At 72.8% G+C, this 23,219-nt stretch carries 22 protein-coding genes; 14 read left to right on the top strand and 8 right to left on the bottom strand.

Features of this window, described 5'->3' with window-relative positions; translation table 11 throughout:
- Positions 1–73: 73 nt before the first annotated feature.
- On the top strand, positions 74–1,414 hold the full coding sequence (locus MDN94_RS38210) for a PucR family transcriptional regulator (RefSeq protein ID WP_482730363.1): 1,341 nt from the start codon (positions 74–76) through the stop codon (positions 1,412–1,414).
- Between the two features lie 105 nt (positions 1,415–1,519).
- Positions 1,520–3,169: a sodium/solute symporter gene (locus tag MDN94_RS38205; protein WP_482730362.1), complete on the top strand. Its 1,650-nt coding sequence runs from the start codon at positions 1,520–1,522 to the stop codon at positions 3,167–3,169.
- A gap of 19 nt (positions 3,170–3,188) precedes the next feature.
- On the opposite strand, the gene MDN94_RS38200 is transcribed toward MDN94_RS38205, so the two are convergent.
- Complete coding sequence (locus MDN94_RS38200) at positions 3,189–3,821, bottom strand: TIGR03085 family metal-binding protein (protein ID WP_482730361.1); 633 nt, start codon at positions 3,819–3,821, stop codon at positions 3,189–3,191.
- Between the two features lie 74 nt (positions 3,822–3,895).
- Here MDN94_RS38200 and hisI point away from each other — a divergent pair, with 74 nt between their 5' ends.
- From hisI to lgt, 11 genes are all read left to right on the top strand, one after another.
- Entirely contained in the window at positions 3,896–4,267 is a 372-nt protein-coding gene (gene hisI, locus MDN94_RS38195) for a phosphoribosyl-AMP cyclohydrolase (protein WP_482730360.1), read from the top strand.
- Positions 4,268–4,278: 11 nt separating this feature from the next.
- The gene (locus tag MDN94_RS38190) at positions 4,279–5,790 is read left to right on the top strand and encodes an anthranilate synthase component I (RefSeq protein WP_482730359.1); all 1,512 of its coding nucleotides are present in this window, start codon (positions 4,279–4,281) and stop codon (positions 5,788–5,790) included.
- Positions 5,790–6,437: a TIGR02234 family membrane protein gene (locus MDN94_RS38185; RefSeq protein ID WP_482730358.1), complete on the top strand. Its 648-nt coding sequence runs from the start codon at positions 5,790–5,792 to the stop codon at positions 6,435–6,437. The genes MDN94_RS38190 and MDN94_RS38185 overlap by 1 nt, the downstream gene beginning before the upstream one ends.
- A gap of 103 nt (positions 6,438–6,540) precedes the next feature.
- Positions 6,541–6,801: an HGxxPAAW family protein gene (locus MDN94_RS38180; RefSeq protein ID WP_482730357.1), complete on the top strand. Its 261-nt coding sequence runs from the start codon at positions 6,541–6,543 to the stop codon at positions 6,799–6,801.
- 83 nt (positions 6,802–6,884) lie between these two features.
- On the top strand, positions 6,885–7,472 hold the full coding sequence (locus tag MDN94_RS38175; RefSeq protein ID WP_482730356.1) for a DUF2752 domain-containing protein: 588 nt from the start codon (positions 6,885–6,887) through the stop codon (positions 7,470–7,472).
- 115 nt (positions 7,473–7,587) lie between these two features.
- Positions 7,588–8,397, top strand: coding sequence for an indole-3-glycerol phosphate synthase TrpC (trpC, locus tag MDN94_RS38170; RefSeq protein ID WP_482730355.1), 810 nt, complete (start codon positions 7,588–7,590; stop codon positions 8,395–8,397).
- 73 nt (positions 8,398–8,470) lie between these two features.
- On the top strand, positions 8,471–8,686 hold the full coding sequence (gene trpM / locus MDN94_RS38165; protein ID WP_482730490.1) for a tryptophan biosynthesis modulator TrpM: 216 nt from the start codon (positions 8,471–8,473) through the stop codon (positions 8,684–8,686).
- A gap of 368 nt (positions 8,687–9,054) precedes the next feature.
- The gene (gene trpB, locus MDN94_RS38160; RefSeq protein WP_482730354.1) at positions 9,055–10,347 is read left to right on the top strand and encodes a tryptophan synthase subunit beta; all 1,293 of its coding nucleotides are present in this window, start codon (positions 9,055–9,057) and stop codon (positions 10,345–10,347) included.
- Positions 10,344–11,159: a tryptophan synthase subunit alpha gene (gene trpA, locus MDN94_RS38155; protein WP_482730353.1), complete on the top strand. Its 816-nt coding sequence runs from the start codon at positions 10,344–10,346 to the stop codon at positions 11,157–11,159. The genes trpB and trpA overlap by 4 nt, the downstream gene beginning before the upstream one ends.
- A 63-nt stretch (positions 11,160–11,222) precedes the next feature.
- Positions 11,223–12,083 (top strand): DsbA family protein, encoded by an 861-nt coding sequence (locus MDN94_RS38150; RefSeq protein WP_482730352.1) that lies wholly within the window; start codon positions 11,223–11,225, stop codon positions 12,081–12,083.
- Positions 12,084–12,291: 208 nt separating this feature from the next.
- Positions 12,292–13,263 (top strand): prolipoprotein diacylglyceryl transferase, encoded by a 972-nt coding sequence (gene lgt, locus MDN94_RS38145; protein ID WP_482730351.1) that lies wholly within the window; start codon positions 12,292–12,294, stop codon positions 13,261–13,263.
- A gap of 353 nt (positions 13,264–13,616) precedes the next feature.
- Here lgt and MDN94_RS38140 read toward each other — a convergent pair whose 3' ends face one another.
- Genes MDN94_RS38140 through MDN94_RS38110 form a run of 7 tightly spaced genes read right to left on the bottom strand, consistent with a single transcriptional unit; the run spans position 13,617 to position 21,990 of the window.
- Positions 13,617–14,417, bottom strand: coding sequence for an HpcH/HpaI aldolase/citrate lyase family protein (locus MDN94_RS38140; RefSeq protein ID WP_482730350.1), 801 nt, complete (start codon positions 14,415–14,417; stop codon positions 13,617–13,619).
- Positions 14,414–15,700 (bottom strand): CaiB/BaiF CoA transferase family protein, encoded by a 1,287-nt coding sequence (locus MDN94_RS38135; protein ID WP_482730349.1) that lies wholly within the window; start codon positions 15,698–15,700, stop codon positions 14,414–14,416. Before MDN94_RS38135 ends, MDN94_RS38140 begins: the two co-directional genes overlap by 4 nt.
- On the bottom strand, positions 15,697–16,584 hold the full coding sequence (gene rbsK / locus MDN94_RS38130) for a ribokinase (RefSeq protein ID WP_482730348.1): 888 nt from the start codon (positions 16,582–16,584) through the stop codon (positions 15,697–15,699). Before rbsK ends, MDN94_RS38135 begins: the two co-directional genes overlap by 4 nt.
- Positions 16,581–18,122: an ADP-ribosylglycohydrolase family protein gene (locus MDN94_RS38125; protein ID WP_482730347.1), complete on the bottom strand. Its 1,542-nt coding sequence runs from the start codon at positions 18,120–18,122 to the stop codon at positions 16,581–16,583. Before MDN94_RS38125 ends, rbsK begins: the two co-directional genes overlap by 4 nt.
- A complete protein-coding gene (locus MDN94_RS38120) occupies positions 18,119–19,318 on the bottom strand; it encodes an ADP-ribosylglycohydrolase family protein (protein ID WP_482730346.1) in 1,200 nt (399 codons plus the stop codon). Before MDN94_RS38120 ends, MDN94_RS38125 begins: the two co-directional genes overlap by 4 nt.
- 57 nt (positions 19,319–19,375) lie before the next feature.
- A complete protein-coding gene (locus MDN94_RS38115) occupies positions 19,376–20,971 on the bottom strand; it encodes an ADP-ribosylglycohydrolase family protein (protein ID WP_482730345.1) in 1,596 nt (531 codons plus the stop codon).
- Positions 20,968–21,990 (bottom strand): ADP-ribosylglycohydrolase family protein, encoded by a 1,023-nt coding sequence (locus tag MDN94_RS38110; RefSeq protein ID WP_482730344.1) that lies wholly within the window; start codon positions 21,988–21,990, stop codon positions 20,968–20,970. Before MDN94_RS38110 ends, MDN94_RS38115 begins: the two co-directional genes overlap by 4 nt.
- A 216-nt stretch (positions 21,991–22,206) precedes the next feature.
- Here MDN94_RS38110 and MDN94_RS38105 point away from each other — a divergent pair, with 216 nt between their 5' ends.
- The gene (locus tag MDN94_RS38105; protein WP_482730343.1) at positions 22,207–22,935 is read left to right on the top strand and encodes a VIT1/CCC1 transporter family protein; all 729 of its coding nucleotides are present in this window, start codon (positions 22,207–22,209) and stop codon (positions 22,933–22,935) included.
- The last annotated feature ends 284 nt before the right edge of the window (positions 22,936–23,219 follow it).

The raw sequence follows: 23,219 nt of genomic DNA, 5'->3' as shown, positions 1-23,219 counted from the left end.
CGTCAGGTAGATCCGGTGCGGTCGTGTCCCACGCCGCGCGCCGGAGCGAGCCGACTCCTGGTGGAGGCCGCCCATGTCGAATCTCGTACGTTCGCGCGTCAGGGCGGTTCCCGCGCCCCACGCTGTTCTGCCCCGCTCCCGCTCCCTGCTGGACGCCGAGGCGATCGCCGTACTGCACCGTGCCGCCCAGGTACTTCTGGACGACGTGGCCGGCCTGACCACCACCCTCGTCAGCGAGCTGCGCGAGCAGGAACCCGCCTACCGGGCGGCGATCGAAGCCGACACGACAGAGGTGTGGCAGGAGGTGTACCAGTCACTGCGCCACAACATCGCCTCCCTGATTCGCCCCCGCGAGAGCCGCGACATCGCCAGGCGCACCTCGCGCTCCATCGGCGCCGCACGCGCCGAACAGAACGTGCCGCTCGACGCCGTGCTGCACGCGTTCCGGCTCGGCGGGGCGATGGTGTGGCAGGGACTGGTGGACGAGACCGCGCGCCGCCACCCGGAGGACATCCGGCTGCTCGTCCATGTCGCAGCGGACGTCTGGAACTTCGTCGACGAGCACTGCGCCCTCGTCACGGAGGCCTACCGCCAGACCGAACGCCGGATGGCATGGCGGCGCGAGAACCGTCTGCGGCTGATGACGGCGGCGCTGCTCGACGGCACTGCCCGGATCACCGACCTGCCCGACGCGTCGGCGATGCTCGAACTGCCGGAGGACGGCCGCTTCGTCGTGATCGCGGCCGCCTCCGCCCATCCGCACGCGCCCGGCCCGCTGGTCACCCTGCCGTCCGGCACTCCCGTGGTGTGGCATTCCACCCCGGAGGCCGAACTGGGGATCGTGCACCTGGTGGACGGCGCCGCGTCCCATCCCCGCCGCTGCGACGAGGACGGCGGCCACGAAGACGGCCCCGGCGACGGCACCGCCCACCAAGGGCCGACCGACCCGGCCGCCCTCGCCGCAGGGCTGAGCGCCGCCCCCGGAGTCCGGGTGGGGATCGGTTCCGCCGTCACCGGTCTCGCCGCCCTCGGCAAGGGGCGAAGACTCGCCGGAACCGCACTGCGGGCCTGCCCCCGCACCGGCGGTGTCGTCCTCCTCGACGACCACCTGCCGGCCGCGGTCGTCGTCTCCTCCCCGGACCTCGGCAGGGCGCTCGCGGAGCGCGTACTGGGGCCGCTGTACGCGATCGAGCCTGCCGACCGCGACCTGCTCGTCGACACGCTCACCGCCTGGCTCGACGCCGAGGGCTCCGCGCAGCGGGCGGCGACGCGCTTGTACTGCCACCGCAACACGGTCCTCAACCGGCTCCGCCGCTTCGAACAGCTCACCGGCCGCTCGCTGTCCCGGCCGTCCGACGTCGTCGAGGTCTCCCTCGCCCTCACCGCCCGCCGGCTGCTGGAGAGCCAGGGGTAGCCGTGGTGTGACGCCGCACACCCCGGGGTGCCCGTGCCTGTGCGCGGGCACCGATGCCGGACCGGCCGCTGTACGCGGTAATGGATGCCTGTTGATGTATCCGGCATGTCATCTGATATCCACCTGGTCGGGCCCGCCGCGTCGGGTGCCGGGTTCGAGGGCCGTTCTCTCGCCCTCGTCGTCTTCCTCGCGTTCGTCACGGTCTCGCTCCTGCTGTGCGGCCTGGCCGCCGCCGACCAGGACGACCCGGAGCACTTCTACGCCGGCGGTGCCACGCTCGGCCCGGTCGGCGGAGGGCTCGCCGTCGCAGGGGACTACGTCTCCGCCGCGACCCTGCTCAGTACCACCGGCTCCGTCGCCCTCGTCGGGGCGGACGGCATCCTCTTCGCCATGGCGACCGTCGCCTCGCTGGTCCTGGTGATGCTGGTGCTGGCGAAGCCGCTGCGCGGCGGCGGAATCTACACGCTCGGCGACTTCCTCACCGAGCGGCTCGCCGACCGCTCCGTTCGCGTGCCCCTCGGGATCGCGGCGATCGTCGTCCTGTTCCCGCTGCTCGTGGTCCAGCTCGCCGTCGCGGGCAAGATCATGACGTCCATGTTCGGCCTCCCGTCCGGTGCCCTCACCGGATGCACCGTCGCCAGCGGCGCCCTGATGATCTGTTACTCGGCCTTCGGCGGGATGCGCGGCACCGGCTACATCCAGATCCTCAAGACGGTTGTCGTCGTCGCCGTGGTCGTAATGCTCGCCGGCATCGTTCTGGGCCGCTTCGGCTGGTCGCCCCTTTCGCTCTTCGACGCCGCCCGGCAGGGCAGCCGGGGCGGCTCGTACGCCCTGCCGGGACTGCAGTTCGGGCGCGGCTTCGCCGGCTGGCTCGATCTCACCGGCTTCCTGCTCACGCTCGTCCTCGGCGCCGCCTGCATGCCCCACATCACGATGCGCCTGCACCCCCTGCGCGGCACGCGCAGCGCCCGCCGCGCCGCCGCCTGGGCCGTCGGGCCGGTCGCCGTGCTGTGCACCGGTGTCATCATCGTAGGCCTCGGCGCTGCCGCCCTCGTCGGCCACAAGAACATCGTCGCCGCCGACCCGGGAGGCAACTCGGCACTGCTCATGGTCACCACCGCACTCGACCCCGAGTCCGGCGGTCCCCGGCACAGCCTGCTGTTCGCCGTGGTCGCCTGCGCCGTGTTCATCACCACCCTGTCCACGGTCGCCGGGATCACCCTCGCCGCGGCGTCGGCCTTCACACGTGACCTCGCCGGGCCGACGGGCGTGGGCGGCCGCGGGCGCCGTTCGATGGCCGGGGAGGTGCGGCTGGCGCGCTGGGCGGTCGCCGTCGTCGGAGCTCTGGCCGTGTTCGTCGCGACGCAGACGATCGGACGAAATCCGCAAGTGCTGCTCTCGTTCGCGTTCGCCGGGGCCGCGTCCGTACTGCCGCCCGTGCTGCTGTTCGCGATCTTCCGCCGCCACTTCACGGCGGGCGGCGTGCGCTGGGCGGTGTACGGGACGCTGCCGCTGGTCGCCTTGCTGATGGCCTGGTCACCGGCGGCGTCGGGCACACCGACCTCACTCTTCCCCGACCGGGACTTCCACTGGTTCCCGCTCCACACACCGGGGCTGGTCACCATCCCGGCCGGCTTCCTGCTGGCGCTGGCCGGCTCGGGACTCCTCCGGCGCCGCCCCGCGCCGCCGGCCATGCCCCCGGCCGTGGCCCCTGAACCGCAGGACGCGTACGCCGAGTGGGTCCGGGGCCGCTGAGGCACGGGAGCAGGCCGCACTAGAACCCGAGTGCGGTCCCGCCCAGCCGGGTGATCGCGTCCTTGTCCCCGTCCAGTTCCACCCGCGCCGCGTCCTGCCGCCCGAACGCGAACAGCGTCAACTCGCTCGCCTCGCCGGTCACCGTCACCACGGGCGTGCCCTTGTGCGCCACCACCGTCTGGCCGTTCGACCTGCGCAGCACCAGACCGACCGGCGACTTCCGGCCCAGCAGCCGGGCGCCCTTCTCGAGCCGCGCCCACAGGGCGTTCTCGAAGACCCGGTCCAGCTCGCGCGGGGTCCACTCCGGCTGCGCCCGGCGCACGTCCTCCGCGTGTACGAAGAACTCCACCGTGTTCGCGGCCTCGTCGATCTGCTTGATCCCGTACAGGGACATCCGCGGCGGCCCCGTACGGATCAGGTGCACCAGCTCCTCGTACGGCTTGGCGGCGAACTCGGCCTGGATCCGGTCCGCCCGCTCCTTGAGGGCGCTGAGCAGTATCCCGCCCGCCGCGTCGGGCCTCCGCTCCCGCATCACCACATGGGCCGCGAGGTCCCTGGTGCGCCAGCCGTCGCACAGGGTCGGCGCGTCCGGGCCGGACGCCTCCAACAGGTCTGCGAACAGGAGTCGTTCACGCTTGGCATGGGTCGACATGCCCGCCAGCGTACGGCGGGGAACCGGGTCCGCCCAGTGGACTCACCGCCGGGGACCGCGTTCGGCACGGCACAATGGCCCGTATGACCAGCAGTGTCCCCGAAAGCAGTCTCGCCCCGGCCATCGCCGCCCGCCTCAAGCGGAGCCCGGACGGCCTGATTCCCGCCATCGCCCAGCAGTACGACACCGGAGAGGTGCTGATGCTCGGGTGGATGGACGACGAGGCCCTGCACCGCACCCTGACCAGCGGCCGCTGCACCTACTGGTCCCGCAGCCGCCAGGAGTACTGGGTCAAGGGCGACACCTCCGGGCACTTCCAGCACGTCAGGTCGGTGGCCCTCGACTGCGACGCCGACACCGTCCTCGTCAAGGTCGACCAGGTCGGCGCCGCCTGCCACACCGGGGCCCGCACCTGTTTCGACGCCGACGTACTCCTGGACAAGTAGGGTCTGGCGCCATGGATCTCGAGACGTTCCGCAAGCTCGCCGCCGACCGCCGCGTCATCCCGGTGAGCCGCCGGCTGCTCGCGGACGGCGACACGCCCGTCGGCCTCTACCGCAAGCTCGCCGCGGAGCGCCCCGGCACCTTCCTGCTGGAGTCGGCCGAGAACGGCCGCACAGCCCAGCTGTGGTCCCGCTACTCCTTCATCGGGGTGCGTTCCGACGCCACGCTGACCGTCCGCGACGACCAGGCGCACTGGCTGGGCAACGCGCCGGTCGGCGTCCCCACGGACGGGGACCCGCTGCACGCGCTGCGCGAGACCGTGGAGACCCTGCACACCCCGCGTGATCTCGCGTCCGGCATGCCGCCCTTCACCGGCGGCATGGTCGGCTACCTCGGGTACGACATCGTGCGCCGGCTGGAGAAGATCGGCCCCGGCGAGCGCGACGACCTGAAGCTGCCCGAGCTGACCATGCTCCTCACGTCCGACCTCGCGGTCCTCGACCACTGGGACGGCACGGTCCTGCTGATCGCCAACGCGATCAACCACAACGACCTCGAAACCGGCGTCGACGAGGCCCATGCCGACGCGGTCGCCCGCCTCGACGCCATGCAGGCCGACCTCGCCCGGCCGCTGGCCTCCCCGCCCACCGCGCTGCCCACCTCGGAGCTGCCCGAGTTCTCCGCGCTGTGGGGCGGCCCCGACTACCAGGCCGCCGTCGAGGACGTCAAAGAGCGCATCCGGGCCGGCGAGGCCTTCCAGGTGGTGCCCTCGCAGCGGTTCGAGACCCCGTGCACGGCGAGCGCGCTCGACGTGTACCGCGTCCTGCGGGCCACCAACCCCTCGCCGTACATGTACCTCTTCCGCTTCGAGGGTTTCGACGTCGTCGGCTCCAGCCCCGAAGCCCTCGTCAAGGTCGAGGACGGGCACGCCATGGTCCATCCGATCGCCGGCACCCGGCCCCGCGGCGCCACGCCGCAGGAGGACAACGACCTGGCGGACGAGCTGTTGGCCGACCCCAAGGAGCGCGCCGAGCACCTGATGCTCGTCGACCTCGGCCGCAACGACCTGGGCCGTGTCTGCGAACCGGGCAGCGTCGAGGTCGTCGACTTCATGTCGATCGAGCGGTACTCCCACGTCATGCACATCGTCTCCACCGTCACGGGCAAGGTGGCCGAGGGCCGCACCGCCTTCGACGTGCTCACCGCATGCTTCCCGGCCGGCACCCTCTCCGGGGCGCCCAAGCCCCGGGCCATGCAGATCATCGACGAGCTCGAGCCGTCGCGCCGCGGCCTGTACGGCGGCTGCGTCGGCTACCTGGACTTCGCCGGCGACTCCGACACCGCCATCGCCATCCGTACCGCCCTGTTGCGCGACGGCACGGCGTACGTGCAGGCCGGTGCGGGTGTGGTGGCGGACTCCGACCCGGTCGCCGAGGACACGGAGTGCCGCAACAAGGCGGCCGCGGTGCTGCGGGCCGTGCACACGGCCAACCGCCTGAACGACCCGGCGAGCGGTAAGGGATAGTGGGGCACGTGAGTGCTGTACCCGTACCCCAGCCCCGAGCCGCAGCCGCGACGCCCGCCACAAGCAGCCGCCGCAGCCTGGCCGCTGCCCTGTTCCTCGGCGCCGTCGGCGCGACCGTCGTTCTGCTCGCCGCCGGCCGGATCTGGGCCGAGGGCAGCGCGTCCGTCGGCGGCGGAACCGTCTCCCTCGACGTCAAGGGCTCCGACGTCACCGGCGTCCCCACGGCACTCGCGATCGTCGGACTGGCCGCACTGGTCGCGGTCTTCGCCGTGCGCCGTGCCGGCCGGCTGCTCGTCGCCGCGCTGCTCGCCCTGAGCGGCGCCGGCGCCGCGACGGCCGCACTCCTCGGCGCGTCCGACACCGGAGCGCTCGACGAGAAGGCCGCCCGTACCACCGGCGACGCCGCCTCCACCGTAGAAGCCCTCTCCCACACGGTCTGGCCCTACGTCACTGCGGCGGGCGGTGCGCTGATCCTGCTCGCGGGACTGCTCGCCCTCCGCCACGGCCGTCGGTGGCCGTCCATGTCCGGCCGCTACGAGCGCGACGGCAGCCCGCGCGCCCGCCAGGAGCGCCCGGCCGACCCCGACCGTCCCGAGGACCTCTGGAAGGCTCTGGACCGGGGCGAGGATCCGACGCGCGAAGGGTGACCCCCGCGCCGCGCCCGCCTTGGCGTACGTGACAATGAAGGACGAGCGTCCGGCTCAGCACGAGCACCGGCGCACGAATCGCATCGGAAACGAGGAGCAACACATGGCGGGCAGCAGCCACGGACACGGACACACCCCGGCCGCCTGGACCGGCGTCATCATCGCCTTCATCGGCTTCTGTGTCGCAGGCGTCTTCATGGTGGCGAACAGCCCGGTCGGCTTCTGGGCCGGTTCTGCTCTCATCCTGCTCGGCGCGGTCGTCGGCGGCGCGATGAAGATGGCCGGCCTCGGCACGCCCAAGGACCCGGACCACGTGGTGGCGGCCCGTGAGCGCGCTGCGGCGCGGGAGAACGTCGCGGCCTGAGACCTCGCACGCAGATGTCGCACAGCGGCGCAGCCCGGCAAGGCCGGGCTGCGCCGCTGCCGTCGAACGGGGAGAATCACCGCGTGGACCCGACCCCAGCTTCCACCCCGCCCGCCCCGCCGCCGGCCGGCCCCGGCCACCCCGCCACGGCCCCGGCCGCCGACCCCGGCACGACGGGCTCCACGGCGCCGGGGCAGCCCCGGCCGACCGCCGGCCCCGCCCCTCGGACGTGGCCCGTCGGCGCCGTGCCGGCCGTCCCCGGCGGGCCGCCCGCATCGACCGCGCGGCGCGTCGCCGCACCTCTCGCAGTCTTCGCAGGCGTCGCCGCCGCGTTCACGTACGTCGGGACCGTCGACCCGAACGAACCGGGCCACTACCCGGTGTGTCCGCTGCTGCGCTTCACCGGCATCTACTGCCCCGGCTGCGGCGGACTGCGCAGCGCCCACGCCTTCATCCACGGCGACATCGGCACCGCTCTCGGCGCCAACGCCGTCGCCGTGGTGGGCTACGCGGTCTTCGCCGTCGTGTGGGTGATGTGGCTGATTCGCGCCGTACAGGGACGCCCCCTGAGGATCGGCCTCTCCACCGGATGGTGGTGGGTCATGGGCGGCGCGCTGGTGATCTTCAGTGTGGTGCGGAACCTGCCGTTCGGCTCGGCACTGGCTCCGTGAAGTCCCAGGTAGTGGGACAGGCAGTGACCGGATGCGGGCTCAGGGCCCTCCTGCGGATACCATCGACATGGCTGATCCTGATCCATCAACACCGTCCCGGAAGGGGGCCGCTCGCGTGAGTGTGCTCGACGAGATCATCGAAGGTGTGCGCGCCGACCTGGCAGAGCGGCAGGCGCGTGTCAGCCTCGACGAGCTCAAGGAGCGCGCCGCCAAGGCTCCTGCGGCCAAGGACGGCGTCGCCGCGCTGCGCGGTGAGGGCGTCAAGGTGATCTGCGAGGTCAAGCGCTCCAGCCCCTCGAAGGGCGCGCTCGCCGCGATCGCCGACCCCGCCGGACTCGCCGCCGACTACGAGGCGGGCGGCGCGGCCGTCATCTCCGTGCTCACCGAGGAGCGCCGCTTCGGCGGATCGCTCGCCGACCTCGAGGCCGTACGCGCAAAGGTCGACATCCCGGTGCTGCGGAAGGACTTCATCGTCACCGCGTACCAACTGTGGGAGGCGCGCGCCTACGGCGCCGACGTCGTCCTGCTGATCGTCGCCGCGCTGGACCAGGAGGCACTGGTCTCGCTGATCGAGCGTGCTGAATCGATCGGCCTCACCCCGCTGGTCGAGGTCCACGACGAGGACGAGGCCGAGCGGGCCGTCGACGCCGGAGCGAAGATCATCGGCGTGAACGCGCGCGACCTCAAGACCCTCAAGGTCGACCGCTCCACCTTCGAGCGGGTCGCCCCGGAGATCCCGGCGCACATCATCAAGATCGCCGAGTCGGGTGTGCGGGGTCCGCACGACCTGATCGCCTACGCCAACGCCGGCGCCGATGCCGTGCTCGTCGGCGAGTCCCTGGTGACCGGCCGTGACCCGAGGGCCGCGGTCGCCGATCTGGTGGCCGCGGGCGCGCACCCCGCGCTGCGGCACGGCAGGAGCTGACCCGGCCGTGACCGTCGCCGTCGCTCGCACCCGAGCCCGCCGGATCGCGGGGCCCCGCCCCGCGCTCGTCGGCGTGCCCGCGGCGTGCGCCGGCAGGACGGTGGCCACCGCCGGCGGCGGCGCGCCCCGTGACCCCTACGCCCGCCTCGCCCGAGGCTGCCGCCCCCGCGGCTGCCGGGCGCCGGCACGGCGGGTGCACGGGCGGCGGGTGCGGTACGTGATCGGTGACGAGCCGGGCCAGGTCAACGGGATGCGATGGCGCGGGGCTGTGGCGCGGGACGGCCGCTAGGCCGTCCCTTCGGGCGGATTTCTCTCTCCTCCCCGCCCCTTCCCGAACCGGGGCAAGCCCCGGACCCTGGACCCCGTACCGCGCTCCGCGCGGTGTCCTCAAGCTCCCCCTACGGCCTGGCGGCCGTGGGAGGTGCCCCCGGGCGGGCTGGATTTCGCTCCGCGAAATCAGCCTCGCCGCAATCGAGGCGGGGGAGTCCGAAGGTGGAGCCTTTGAAGCACCGCGCGGATCGCGGTACGTGTCAGGGCCGAGCCCGGTTGCGGGAAGTGGGCCCCAGGGCCGCCAAGCCGTAGGGGGAGGGCAGGGGGAAGCCCGCAGGCGCCACCTGCGTCGTTCACTTCTTCCGTCACGACAAGGAGCGCGTCGCCATGTCCAGCGACTACTTCATCCCCGACCCGGAGGGTCAAGTCCCCAACAACGAGGGCTACTTCGGTGCCTTCGGCGGCAAGTTCATCCCGGAGGCGCTCGTCGCCGCCGTGGACGAGGTCGCCGTCGAGTACGAGAAGGCCAAGTCCGACCCGGCCTTCGCGGCCGAGCTGAACGGCCTGATGGTCGACTACACGGGCCGCCCGAGCGCCCTCACCGAGGTGACCCGGTTCGCCGAGCACGCCGGCGGCGCCCGCGTGTTCCTCAAGCGCGAGGACCTCAACCACACCGGCTCGCACAAGATCAACAACGTGCTGGGGCAGGCCCTGCTCACCAAGCGGATGGGCAAGACGCGCGTCATCGCGGAGACGGGCGCCGGTCAGCACGGCGTGGCGACCGCCACCGCCTGCGCGCTCTTCGGACTCGAGTGCACCATCTACATGGGCGAGATCGACACCCTGCGCCAGGCGCTGAACGTCGCCCGGATGCGGATGCTCGGCGCCGAGGTAGTCGCCGTGAAGTCCGGCAGCCGCACCCTGAAGGACGCCATCAACGAGGCGTTCCGCGACTGGGTCGCCAACGTGGACCGCACGCACTACCTCTTCGGCACGGTCGCCGGCCCCCACCCCTTCCCCGCCATGGTGCGCGACTTCCACCGCGTCATCGGCGTGGAGGCCAGGCGGCAGATCCTGGAGCGGGCAGGGCGCCTCCCCGACGCCGCCGTCGCCTGCGTCGGCGGCGGGTCGAACGCCATCGGCCTGTTCCACGCCTTCATCCCGGACGCGGGCGTCCGGCTGGTCGGTTGCGAGCCCGCCGGCCACGGCATCGAGACCGGGGAGCACGCGGCGACCCTGACGGCGGGCGAGCCCGGCATCCTGCACGGCTCCCGTTCCTACGTCCTCCAGGACGACGAGGGCCAGATCACCGAGCCGTACTCGATCTCGGCCGGCCTGGACTACCCGGGCATCGGCCCCGAGCACTCGTACCTGAAGGACTCGGGTCGGGGCGAGTACCGTGCGGTCACCGACGACGCGGCGATGCAGGCGCTGCGACTGCTGTCCCGCACAGAAGGCATCATCCCGGCCATCGAGTCGGCGCACGCCCTGGCCGGCGCGCTGGAGGTCGGGCGCGAGCTCGGCAAGGACGGGCTGATCCTCGTCAACCTCTCCGGCCGTGGTGACAAGGACATGGACACCGCCGCCCGTTACTTCGGTCTGTACGACACCGACGCCCAGGTCGAGGCCGATGCATCGGCCGACAACGGCGCCGCAGAGATCCAGGGGGACGCCAAGTGAGCGGGAACATCCAGCTGCTGAACGACACACTCGCCGCGGCGAAGAGCGAGGACCGCGCAGCGCTCATCGCCTACCTCCCCGCCGGGTTCCCGACCGTCGACGTCGGCATCGAGGCGGTCAAGGCCGCGTTCGACGGCGGCGCCGACGTGGTGGAGGTCGGACTGCCGCACAGCGACCCCGTCCTCGACGGCCCGGTCATCCAGACCGCCGACGACATCGCCCTGCGCGGCGGCGTCAGGATCGCCGACGTGATGCGCACGGTCCGCGAGGCCCACGCCGCCACCGGCAAGCCGGTCCTCGTGATGACCTACTGGAACCCGATCGACCGCTACGGCGTCGAGCGCTTCACCTCGGAGCTCGCCGAGGCGGGCGGCGCCGGCTGCATCCTTCCCGACCTGCCGGTCGAGGAGGCCGGGCTGTGGAGGGAGCACGCCGAGAAGCACGGCCTCGCCACCGTCTTCGTCGTCGCGCCGAGCAGCAAGGACGCCCGTCTCGCGAAGATCACGGCAGCCGGATCAGGTTTCGTCTACGCGGCGTCGCTGATGGGCGTCACGGGCACCCGCGAGTCCGTCGGCGAGCAGGCGCAGGACCTGGTGCGCCGTACCCGCGCCACGACCGCACTGCCGGTGTGCGTGGGTCTCGGGGTCTCCAACCCGGCGCAGGCCGCGGAGGTCGCGGCGTTCGCCGACGGTGTGATCGTCGGCTCGGCGTTCGTCAAGCGGATGCTCGACGCACCCGACGACAGCGCGTCCGTCGCGGCCGTACGGGAACTGGCGGGCGAACTGGCACGGGGTGTGCGCAGAAAGTCGTAGCTCGTACGAGTGGATCAGGGACCGGGGAGGCGTGCACACGCCTCCCCGGTTCGTTTGCGGAGTGTGAGCGAGAACCAAGAGCGGAAGCGGGGAGCGCGCGAGCGGCTCCAGCAGGAACGGGCGCGGGAGAAGGCACGCGAGAAGCGCCGCAGGACCCTGATCGTGGCCTCGGCCGTGGTGGGCGTGCTCGGGCTGGCCGCCGTGGCCGGCCTGGTGGCAGCCAACAGCGGCAAGGACGACGGGGGCGACACGACGGACGCGGGGCCGCTCCTCGCGCCGAGCGGCGTGCAGGGCGAGGAGCAGCTCGCCATCCCGGTCGGCGCGGCCGACGCCCCGTCCACCCTCACGGTGTGGGAGGACTTCCGGTGCCCGGCCTGCGCCCAGTTCGAGAACGCTCTGCGCGACACGATCCATGAGCTGGAGAAGGCCGGCCAGATCAGGATCGACTATCACCTCGCCACCATCATCGACGGGAACATGGGCGGCAGCGGCTCCCTGCGCGCGGCGAACGCGGCGGCGTGCGCCCAGGACGCCGGGAAGTTCGCCCCGTACCACGACGTGCTGTACATGAACCAGCCGCCCGAGCCGGACGACGCCTTCGCCGACAACGGCAGGCTGATCGAGCTCGCGGGCAAGGTCGAGGGACTGGACACGCCCGCCTTCCGCAGCTGTGTGGAGGAGGGCAAGCACGACGGATGGGTGAAGAAGTCCAACGAGGCTTTCCAGGCCGGCGGCTTCACCGGCACCCCTACCGTGCTCCTCAACGGAGAGTCGATCTTCCCGACGAAGGGGAAGGAGCAGATCTCCGTCGCGAACTTCAAGAAGTGGGTCAACGAGGCCAACAAGAACAAGCCGCCGGGCACCGAGCGGCCGGCGGCGCCGACCGGGGGCGGGAGCGCGAGCCCCGGAGCGTCGTCGTCCTGAGGCCGGACGGGTCTGTGGCGGTTCTCCCGGCCCGGTGGCCGACCTCGACCGGGTGGCGCCCGCGCAGTCGGCGGCCGGCCCCGGAGCCGCGCTCGTGATCATGATGACGACCATGGCCGTGTCCGTTGCCACGGCCGTGTCCTGTTACCCAGAAGTTGCCGGGCGGGTTGCCGTACGTCCCGCCCGGCAGGGTAGCGTCGGTCCTGCCATGGACATCGCCTACATTCCCAGCCCGTCGACCGGAGTGATCCACCTCGGACCGCTTCCGCTGCGAGGCTATGCGTTCTGCATCATCATCGGCGTCTTCGTAGCCGTCTGGTACGGCAACCGGCGCTGGGTCGCCCGGGGCGGCAAGGCCGGAACGGTGGCCGACATCGCTGTCTGGGCCGTGCCGTTCGGCCTGGTCGGGGGTCGGCTCTACCACGTGATCACCGACTACCAGCTGTACTTCAGCGAGGGTGAGAACTGGGTCGACGCCTTCAAGATCTGGGAGGGCGGCCTCGGTATCTGGGGCGCGATCGCGTTCGGCGGGGTCGGCGCGTGGATCGGCTGCCGCCGCCGCGGGATCCCGCTGCCCGCCTGGGCCGATGCCCTCGCGCCCGGTATCGCCTTCGCGCAGGCGATCGGCCGCTGGGGCAACTGGTTCAACCAGGAGCTGTACGGCAGGGAGACCGACCTCCCCTGGGCGCTCAAGATCACCGAGGGCGCGAACCGCGAGGCGGGCCTGTACCACCCGACGTTCCTGTACGAGTCCCTGTGGTGCATCGGCGTGGCGCTGCTGGTCATCTGGGCCGACCGCCGCTTCAAGATGGGCCACGGGCGGGCGTTCGCGCTGTATGTCGCGGCGTACTGCGCCGGCCGCGGCTGGATCGAGTACATGCGCGTCGACGAGGCGCACGACATCCTCGGCGTGCGGCTGAATGTCTGGACCTCCATCGTTGTCTTCCTGCTGGCGGTCACGTACATCGTGATCTCGTCGCGGAAGCGCCCGGGACGCGAGGAGATCGTGGAGCCGGCGGCGGTGGACAAGTCGAAGTCCGACGCGACCGCGGAGGCCCCGTCGTCCGACGGCGAGCCCGGGGACGGCGCCGGCACGGCGAAGTCCGAGACGGAGTCGGAGTCGGCGTCGGATACGACACCGGCATCCGCGGATGCGGCGGAGTCGCCCGGCAAGGCGTGAAGCGGTGGGCGGGGCGGCGCGGGTGCATGGCGCCTGCGCCGGCCCCGCCACCGTGCTTCGCGTGGTGATTCCGGGGCTCTGCCCCGGAATCACCACGCCTCGACAACCGGCGGGGCTCGAGTTGCCGACGGGCTGATTTCGCGAAGCGAGATTCAGCCCGTCCGGCGTTTGAGGACACCCCCGAAGCCCGTACGGGGCCCAGGGCTCGCCCCGGTTTCGGCAAGGGGCGGGGCACGGGACAGGCTCCGCGCAACGGCCACCTCCCCCGCGGCCACGCATCCGCAGCGGCCACCTGCCCTCGGGCCACGCGCCCGCAGCAGCCCACGGGCCGACCTTCCGGCCCCGCCACCCGCTCAGAGCTCCTCGCGGCTCGCCAGCGCCAGCGTCCGGCGGGCCGCCGCCACCACCGCCGCGTCGACGAAGCGGCCGTCCGGCAGGGCCAGTGCCCCCGCGTCCGACGCTGCCGCCTTCACGATGTCCTCGGCCGCTTCGATCTCCTCCTTCGTCGGGCGGAAGGCGCGTTCGATGACGGGGAGCTGGCGTGGGTGGATGGCCGCCCGGCCCAGGAAGCCGAGGGACCTGCCGTGGGAGCAGGACGCGTAGAGGCCGTCGAGGTCGAGAATGTCCGGGAAGACCGACTGTGGCGGCGGCGCGAGCCCCGCGGCCCTCGCGGCCATGACCGTCCGTGTGCGGGGCCAGTCGAGGCCGGCGTCGCCGCGGAGACCGAGGTCGGCGCGGAGATCCGACTCGCCGAGCGCGATGCCGGCGATGGCGTCGTGCGAGGTGGCGATCGCGTACGCGTGTTCCACTGCGAGCGCCGACTCGATGAGCGGGTACAAGGGGAGGCCCGGTGCGCGGGCCGCGATCTGCTGGATGTCAGTGGCGTATGCGACCTTTGGGACACGCAGGGCACTCAGACCCGGCAGTCCGGCGAGTGCCTCGACGTCATGGGGGGAGTTGATGCGGACATGGACAGGGAGCGGCTGGGGGGACGACAGAAGTTCTGCCGTCGCGTCGAGGGCGTACGGCTTGCGGCCCTGGGCGACGGCGTCCTCGAGGTCGACGATGACGATGTCGGCCTCCGAGGCGATGGCCTTGCGAACCACTTCCGGGCGGTCGCCCGGGGCGTAGAGCCAGGTGAGGGGGATGGTCATAGTGCCCCTTGGGTGCGGAGTGCGGTGATGTCGGTGGAGGTCAGGCCGAGTTCCGTGAGGACCTCCTCGGTGTCCGCGCCGTGCGGCCGGCCGGCCCAGCGGATACGGCCGGGGGTCTCCGACAGCCGGAAGATGACGTTCTGCATACGCAGCGTTCCGAGTTCGGGGTCCGGTACGTCCGTGATGGTCCCGAGCGCCTGGTACTGCGGATCCTCCATGACGTCGCTGATGTCGTAGACGGGGGCGACGGCCGCCTCCGCCTTCTCGAACGCGTCGACCACCTCGTCGCGGGTCCGGCGGGCGATCCAGCCGCCGACGGCGTCGTCGAGCTCGCCGGCGTGTTCGGCGCGGCCGGTTCCGGTGGCGAACCACGGCTCGTCGACGAGCTCGGGCCGGCCCACAAGATGCATGACGCGTTCCGCGACGGACTGGGCGGAGGTGGAGACGGCGAGCCAACTGCCGTCCACGGTGCGGTAGATGTTGCGCGGCGCGTTGTTGCGGGAGCGGTTGCCCGTGCGGGGCTGGACATAGCCGAGCTGGTCGTACCAGAGCGCCTGCGGGCCGAGTACGGCCAGGATCGGTTCGATGATCGCCATGTCGACGACCTGGCCGCGGCCGGTGGTGGCGCGGGCGGCGAGTGCGGTCATCACGGCATAGGCGGTGGCGAGGGCGGCGACGGAGTCGGCGAGGCCGAACGGGGGAAGTGTCGGCGGACCTTCCGGTTCGCCGGTGGCGGCGGCGAAGCCGCTCATCGCCTCCGCGAGGGTGCCGAAACCGGGGCGGTGGGAGTACGGGCCGAACTGTCCGAAGCCCGTGACCCGGGCGAGGACCAGCCGTGGGTTGGCCGCGCTCAGTTCGTTCCAGCCGAGCCCCCATTTCTCCAGCGTGCCGGGGCGGAAGTTCTCGACGACCACGTCGGCGGTCGCGGCGAGACGGAGCAGGGTCTCCCGGCCGCCGGGGGCGGACAGGTCGAGGGTGACGTTGCGCTTGTTGCGGCCGAGGACCTTCCACCACAGCCCGACACCGTTCTTGGCCGGGCCGTGGCCGCGTGACGGATCGGGGCGGGTCGGGTGCTCGACCTTGATGACCTCGGCGCCGAAGTCACCGAGCATCGTGGCGCACAGGGGGCCGGCGAAGAGGGTCGCGAGGTCGAGGACCCGCAGGCCCTCCAGCGGAAGGCGAGCCTCCGGCGGACGGTGGCCTTCCGGGAGATGGTGACCCTCCAGAGGAAGGGGATTCAAGGGAAGGGGGTTCGGGGGGAGGGGAGACGACGCAGGGCTCATGAGGCGGCGTCGATCTCGGAGCGGTACGGCATGGAAGAGGACGCTCCCGGGCGCTGGACGGACAGGGCGGCTGCCGCGCATGCCCAGGCCAGGCACTGCCTGATCGGCTTCTTCTCACCGAGGGCCACGGCCAGGGCACCGACGAAGGTGTCGCCCGCCGCGGTGGTGTCCACGGCGTGCACGGCGGGTGCGGGGACGCTGATCGGCTCGGTGCCCCGGGCCGCGTACAGACAGCCTGCGGACCCCAGGGTGATGACCACCTCCGGGACCTGGCGCAGCAGTTCCTGAGCAGCGGAGCGGTGGTCGGCGATGCCGGTGAGGGTGGCCGCCTCGTGCTCGTTGGGCACCAGCAGATCGGTGGCGGCGAGGAGTTCGGGCGGCAGCGGCTGGGCGGGGGCGGGGGTGAGGACCGTCCGCACCCCGTGGCGGCGGGCTGCCTCTGCACCGTCGAGGACGGCGCTGAGGGGGAGTTCGAGCTGGAGCAGCAGGGTGTCCGCGGTGGCGATGAGGGCTTCCTCGCCGGGAGCGAGGGCGGTGACGGTGCCGTTGGCGCCCGGGATGACGACGATGGCGTTGCCGCCCTCGTCGTCGACGACGATGTGGGCGGTGCCGGAGGGGCATTCGGAGGTCCGGAGCAGGTCGATGTCGACACCGCTGGATTCGAGGGTGTGCCGCAGTTGGGGGCCGAACGCGTCGGAGCCGACCGCGCCGATCATCGCGACATCGCCGCCGGCGCGTGCCGCAGCGACGGCCTGGTTGGCGCCCTTGCCGCCGGGGACCGTGCGGAACTCGCGCCCCGTGACGGTCTCCCCGCGTTTCGGCGCGTGCGCCACGAAGGCGACGAGGTCCATGTTGGTGCTGCCGAGCACCACGATGCCTGTCATGGGCGGAGTGCCTCCTTGAGCGTGAGGTGGGCGAGCGTGTCGAAGCCGACGCCGTCGAACCCGGTGACGGAGGTGGCGAGCCGGTTCTTCAGCGGGGCGGTCCACCGCTCGGGCAGGGCGTCCGGCCGCCCCGCCAGCAGGCCCGCGAGCGATCCGGCCGTCGCACCGTTCGAGTCGGTGTCGAGCCCGCCGGACACGGCGCGGCAGATGGAACCGGTGAAGTCACCGTCGGCATGGGTGAGTGCGGCGACGAGCAGCGCGGCGTTGGGCAGCACATGCACCCAGTGGTAGGCCCCGTACTCGGCGTGGACGCTGTCGACGGCGTCGGCGAAGTCGGTGTGCTCCGCGGCCGCGCGGACGCCGAAGCGCACGGCGGCGGCGAAGCGTGAGCGGGGCGGGACGACGGTGAGGCCGGCGGCGATCGCCGCGTGCACATCGGCGGTGCCGGTGGCCGCGGCGGCGATGGCGGCGGCGGTGAACATGGCGCCGTACACGCCGTTCGCAGTGTGCGTGAGGCAGGCGTCCCGGTACGCCTGCGCGGCGGCGGCCTCGGGCGCGCCGGGGTTGGTCCAGCCGTGGATGTCGGCGCGGATGGCCGCGCCGATCCATTCGCGGAACGGGTTGTGGTGGGAGGCGGTCAGCGAGGGCTCGATGCCGCACAGGAGGTTGCGGTACGCGATGCGCTCCGCCGTGAACGTGCGCCCGGCCGGCAACTCGTCCAGCCACAGCCGGGCGACATCGTCGGTGGTGAAGCCCCTGCCGTGGCGCTGGAGGAGAAGAAGGCCGAGGAGCGGATAGTTGAGGTCGTCGTCCTCCGGCATGCTGTCGATGTTCTCCGCGAGGGAGGTGGCGGCGCTGCGCCGGTTCCACGGATGGGCGGCGGCGAGCTCCGGCGGCAGACCCTTGGCGGTGAACCAGGTGGTGAGAGGCCAGTTGCCGGTGGCGCGGGCGAGGTCGCGGATGGCGTGTAGCGGCAGCTTCTCGACGGGTTTGCCGAGCAGGCAGCCGGCGGCGCGCCCGAGCCAGGCGGCGTGCAGCGCGTCTTCGAGCCGGTGCGCCGGCCGTGGCAGGGGTGTGTCCGCCGGGCCGGGGGCGCGGGTCGTTCGCGTACCGCTGCCTACGACATCGGAGCGCTCGGCCTGCTCCGGCGCCGCCGGAGGCCCGGACGCCGGGACGCCGGTGTCCGACTCGGCCATGAGGGCCTGCCGCGCTCTACCGCCGCCTCCCGCGCCGTGGCCGTCGGCCGCCAGGGGCAGGCGGCAGGCTGCCGCGATGCCGGCGAGCGACATGGGCTCGTCGGCGGTCGACGGGCAGGGCAGGGCCGCCAGTTCGCCGAGCAGTTCCTCGGCCAGTGCCCGCAGCGCGCCCGGCGCGGACGCCCGCGACGCCCCCGCGCGCTCCGGGGCGAGCGCGCCGCCCGCCGCCAGCCAGCGGTCCCGGACCGGCGATCCGTCCCTGCCGTCCTCCTCCGCCTGCCTCAGTTCATGGCCGATCAGGTCCTCCGGCTGGACCCAGGTGAGCCGCAGCGTCTGCGTCATCGTGCCGTGCCCGTGAGCGTGGCGAACGCCGCCTCGTGGGCCCGCCGGCGCCGGGTGTCCCGTTCGTGGATCTCGCGTGCGATCGCGGCCAGTTCGGCCGCCGGCGCGTGCAGGTCGACACGGCTGGCTTCCGCGACCTGTTGGGCCCACTCCTCCGGCACGGCCGCCTCGCCGCTCAGGGCGCCCGCGATCGCGCCGGCCATCGTCGCGATCGAGTCGCAGTCCCGCCCGTAGTTGACGGCCGACAGGACCGTACGGCGGTAGTCGCCGTCGTTGACGAGGAGCATTCCGAGCGCGATCGGGAGCTCCTCGATGGAGTGGAGGCGGGAGGGGCGGCGTGCGCCCAGTGAGGGTGAGCGGTAGTCGGGGCCGACCGTGTCGAACGGCGCGACCGCCGCCCGCAGCGGCACCAGCGCCGACTCGAAGTCCGTGTGCCGTGCGGCCGCTTCGGCCACCGACTCGATCGCCGCCTGGGTGCCGTCCTTCGCCAGGGCCGTCGCCGCCTCGACGACGGAGGCCGGGGTGGCGCCCGGCAGGCACGCGGCGGCGACGGCGGCCGCGAACACTCCGGCCGCCTCCCGCCCGTAGGAGGATTGGTGGGCGCCCGCGATGTCGACCGCCTCCGCGTAGGCCGCCACGGGGTTGGCCGCGTTGACCAGACCCACCGGCGCCATGTACATCGCGGCACCACAGTTGACGATGTTTCCGCTGCCCGCCTCCCGCGGGTCGTGGTGCCCGTAGTGCAGCCGGGCGACGAGCCACTTCTCGGCGAGGAAGAGCCGCTGGAGGGGAATGGCCTCGGCCTCGAGTTCCGGGATCCAGCGGGGGTTGGTGATGAGGTCCGGGACGAGGTGGTCGGCGACGGCGTACGCGTCGAGGTGGTCGCGGACCGTGGCGTACACCCCGATGAGCGCGTGCGTCATCAGGGTGTCGTCGGTGATGTGCCCGTCACCCTTGTGGTACGGGGCGATGGGGCGTGCGGTGCGCCACTCGTCACCGTGCCAGGGGCCGACGATGCCGGTGACGCGGCCGCCGTGCCGTTCCACGATCTGGTCGGGGGTGTATCCCTCGACAGGGCCGCCCAGCGCGTCGCCGACCGCTGCGCCGACGAGGCTGCCGGTGATCCGGTCTTCGAGTGAGAGGGGATTCGTCGCCGCTGCTGCGGCCGTCTTCGTCGCCGCCGTGGTCGTCGTCATGTCGGAATTGTCCCCCTGTGGTGGCCGGCAACGGCGGACCTCGCGCCGGGGTTTCGGCTACCCCGTGGGCGGGACGGCACCCAGCGGCAGCCCTCCGGGCGGGCGGAGCGCCGTTTCGAGCAGGGCGGCGAGTTCGACGAGGTCCGTCCCCGCGAGACGGGGCAGCGCACAGCCGGCCAGTGTGCGGCAGGCGTCGCGCCAGGTGGCGGGCAGGGAAGTGCCGCCGCCGAGCGCCCCGGTGAGCGCGCCTGCGAGGGCCGGCGCCGAGTCGGCGACGCGGGAGAGACAAGCGGCCGCGGGCACGGCCTCCGCGACCTTGCCGCGCGCGGCGACGGCGACGGCGAGCGCGACCGGCACGGTCTCCGCGGCGGCGATGCCGTAGCTGTAGACATGGTCGACGATCTGGTGCTCGAGCAGCGGTACCAACTCGAAGGCGCCCGACGCGTCGCGGGCGAGCGCGACCGCGTGGTGCGCGTTGCGGCCGATCTCCGTAGCCTCCGGGAGCTGGGCGAGCGCCGCGTCGACGGCCGTGTCCACGTCCGCGCCGCCGAGCGCGGCGGCGACGGCGGCGGCCATGGCGCGGGCCCCGTGGACCCCGTCGCCGTCCTGTGTGTACCGGGCGTCGAACTCGGCCAGCCCGGCGGCCGAGGCCGGGTCGCCCGGGTGGACGACGGCGAGCACGGCGGCCCGCACACAGGCGGCGTCATCGAAGTAGTGCGGGTTGTCGTGGCCGGTGGCCGGAGGGCGCAGACCGGTGGCCAGGTTGCCGAGCCCGGCGCGCACGGAGATGCGGGCGCGCAGGGGCAGCACGGCGGACTCGACCTCGGGAGCGCGCTCTGCGGCCGCGGCGACCTGGCCCGCGAGGGAGTTCCAGGCGACGTCGATCGCGGCCCGCATACGGCGCTCCGCGGCGAGGCCACGGAAGAGCTGCCCTGAGGCGGTGAGCACCGTCCCGGCGGCGAACGCCGCCCACTCGGCGTCGTCGGAGGGGCCCAGCCGGAGGGGCTCCGGCGGCTGGTTGAGCGCGATGGGGACGGGCAGGGTCGTCGTGGCGTTCTGCTCGGCGAAGGTGTCGAGCTCGCGGGTCAGACGCCGGGTCCACTCGGGCATCCGGGCGGCACGGTGCCGTGCGGCCGGCCATCCTGCGGCGTCACCGGCGGCGAGTCCCAGCAGGAGGCCCTCGATCCGGCGCGGTCCGTCCGGCGCGAGGTACTCCGTCCTGCGCGCCGGGCGCCCGCCGGGCCGTGTGTGCTTCGGTGCCGGCGTGCCGAGCGAGGTGCCGCGCGTGTGGGCCGTCTCGCCCGAGGGCCGGATGCCGAGGGCGACGGCCGGAGCGTATTGCGGGGCGCGTGCCGTCGCCGCCGGCGCCCGGCCGGTCAATGTGCCGTGAACGAGGACCACATCGGTGCTCCGCGTCCCGCTCGCGCTTTTGGTGTCGTCCGGGGGCCCGGGCTCGTAGGTGTCGTGGATGTGCACCCGGTCGGTGGTCTCCCGTGTGCGGCGGGCGGCTTCGGTGTCGTCCGGGGGCCCGGGCTTGTGGGTGTCGTGGATGTGCACCCGGTCGCCGGCGCCCCGCGTCCGGCCGACGGCTTCGGTGTCGGGCGACGTGCCGGGCTTCGCGGTGTCGGGGACGGGGTCCGGGCCGGGGGTCATGCCGCGTCGTCCCCGTCGTCCGGCGTCAGCAGATCGGCGATGTCCAGGACGTGGTAGCCCCGCATGGAGGGGAGACAGCTGCCGCGGACCGGGCCGATGGCCGATGCCCATTCCTCCGGGATCGCCGCGGTACCGGACACCGAGCCCGCCAGCGCGCCGGCGACCGCCGCCGTGGTGTCGGCGTCACGGCCCATGTTGACCGCCGTCAGCACCGACGTACGGAAGTCGCCCCGTGCCGCGGCGAACGCGCCGAACGCGAGGCCGACCGCCTCGGGAGCCAGATCCGTCCACGGGTAGCCGCCGATGACGACCGCGGAGCGGACGGCCCGTTCCATGGAGAGGGCGTCGGGGTACGTCCGTCCGGCGGCGACGACCGCGCGCCGCATGGAGCGGGCCGTCCAGGAGTCCATGGGGACGACGGAAAGCGCCGCGCCGATCACTCCCGCCGGGCCCGCGCCGCCCATGGCCGCAGCGACACCCGCCGCCACCGCCCGGCCGCCGTAGATGCCCTCGCCGTCGTGGCTGACGCTCCCGTCGACGGCCACCAGCCGTGCCGCTTCCGCGGGGCGGCCGGCGGCGAAGACGCCGAAGGGGGCGGCCCGCATCGCGAGACCGTCGCTCCACGCGTGCCGGTGCTGCGCGGAGATGGGGGCCGCGAGGCCCCTGCGGAGGTTCTCCAAGGTGCCGCGCTCGCTGAACCCCGCCCCGCGGAACGGCCCTTCGTCCAGGTCCGCGATCCACTCGTGCCACGCCGACTCGACATGTGCGACGGTCAGCGCGGAGCCGTGGCGGGCGAGCAGCAGACCGGAGAAGATCGCGTACTCGGTGTCGTCGGTGCCCGCCGGGTCGTCGCTCACGAAGCCCTCGATGCGGCCCCAACGGCGGCGGATCTCGGAGGGACGCAGGTTCTCGGCCGGGGCGCCGAGCGCGTCGCCGACCGCGAGGCCGAGGAGTGCTCCGCGGGCCCGGTCGAGCAGGGCGGCGGTGGAACCGGAGCCGGACGCTTCCAGCACTTCCATGAAGGTCCCCTTCGCGCGCGCGAGCCTTGTTCCTCGATCTGTGCCACGAGCCGCCCGCAATGAGTCGGAGGAACGTTTCTGTCACCCGATTCGCCCATTCTCCGAGCCAGGTAAGTAAAGCCTGCCTTGCTGGTACGCCCCTTACATCCGGCGTATCTTCGAGGGCGACGAGGGGGGCGGGGCCGATCGGGCCACTGCCGGAGAAAGGGGAGATCTGTGTCCATCATCGAGACCGAGGCCACGCTGCACGAGGCGCACCGTGACAACCACACGCACCGCGATGTGAACGGTGGCTGGCTGCGTCCGGCGGTGTTCGGCGCGATGGACGGACTGGTCTCCAACCTCGCACTGATGACCGGTGTCGCCGGTGGGGCGGTCTCGCAGCAGACCGTCGTCATCGCGGGACTCGCGGGACTCGCCGCCGGCGCCTTCTCCATGGCGGCCGGCGAGTACACCTCCGTCGCGTCCCAGCGCGAGCTGGTCGAGGCCGAACTGGACGTGGAACGCCGGGAGTTGCGCAAGCATCCGGTCGACGAGATGGAAGAGCTGGCCGCCCTGTACGTGGCCCGCGGCGTGCAGCCCGCGCTCGCCCGTGAAGTGGCGATGCAGCTGTCCAAGGACCCCGACCAGGCCCTCGAGATCCACGCCCGCGAGGAGCTGGGCATCGACCCGGACGACCTGCCCTCCCCGTTCGTCGCCGCCGTGTCCTCGTTCGGTTCGTTCGCGCTCGGAGCGCTGCTGCCGGTGCTGCCGTACCTCCTCGGCGCGAGCACGCTCTGGCCCGCGGTGCTTCTGGCGCTCGTCGGTCTGTTCGCGTGCGGCGCGCTGGTGGCGAAGGTCACGGCCCGCAGCTGGTGGTTCAGCGGCGTGCGCCAGCTCGCCCTCGGCGGCACCGCTGCCGCGCTCACATACGCCCTCGGCACTCTCATCGGGACAGCCGTCTGACGCCACGCGGCCCGGCCTCGTCACCGCACCGGCTTCTGCGGGAGCCGGTGCGTTCGCGTTTCCGGCCCGCGTCCCGCACCCTGTGACGTACGTCCTGCCGCGAAGGCGCCCATGGGTGAGACACTATGCATGGCACGACATAAGTAGCCGTTACTCGGTGGTTTCGAATCCGCAATCGCCGGGCATGAGCCGAAAACACTGTGGGCAATGAAGCCTGCTCTGCGAGAGTCCTCCGGATATCGATTTGTCCGTTGTGACCCACCTTTACCGCCAGAGGCGGTGTC

It is taken from the genome of Streptomyces sp. WAC00040, from assembly GCF_056835925.1.
The sequence above is the reverse complement of the archived record's forward strand: the minus strand, read 5'-3'. Positions and strand labels throughout refer to the sequence as shown.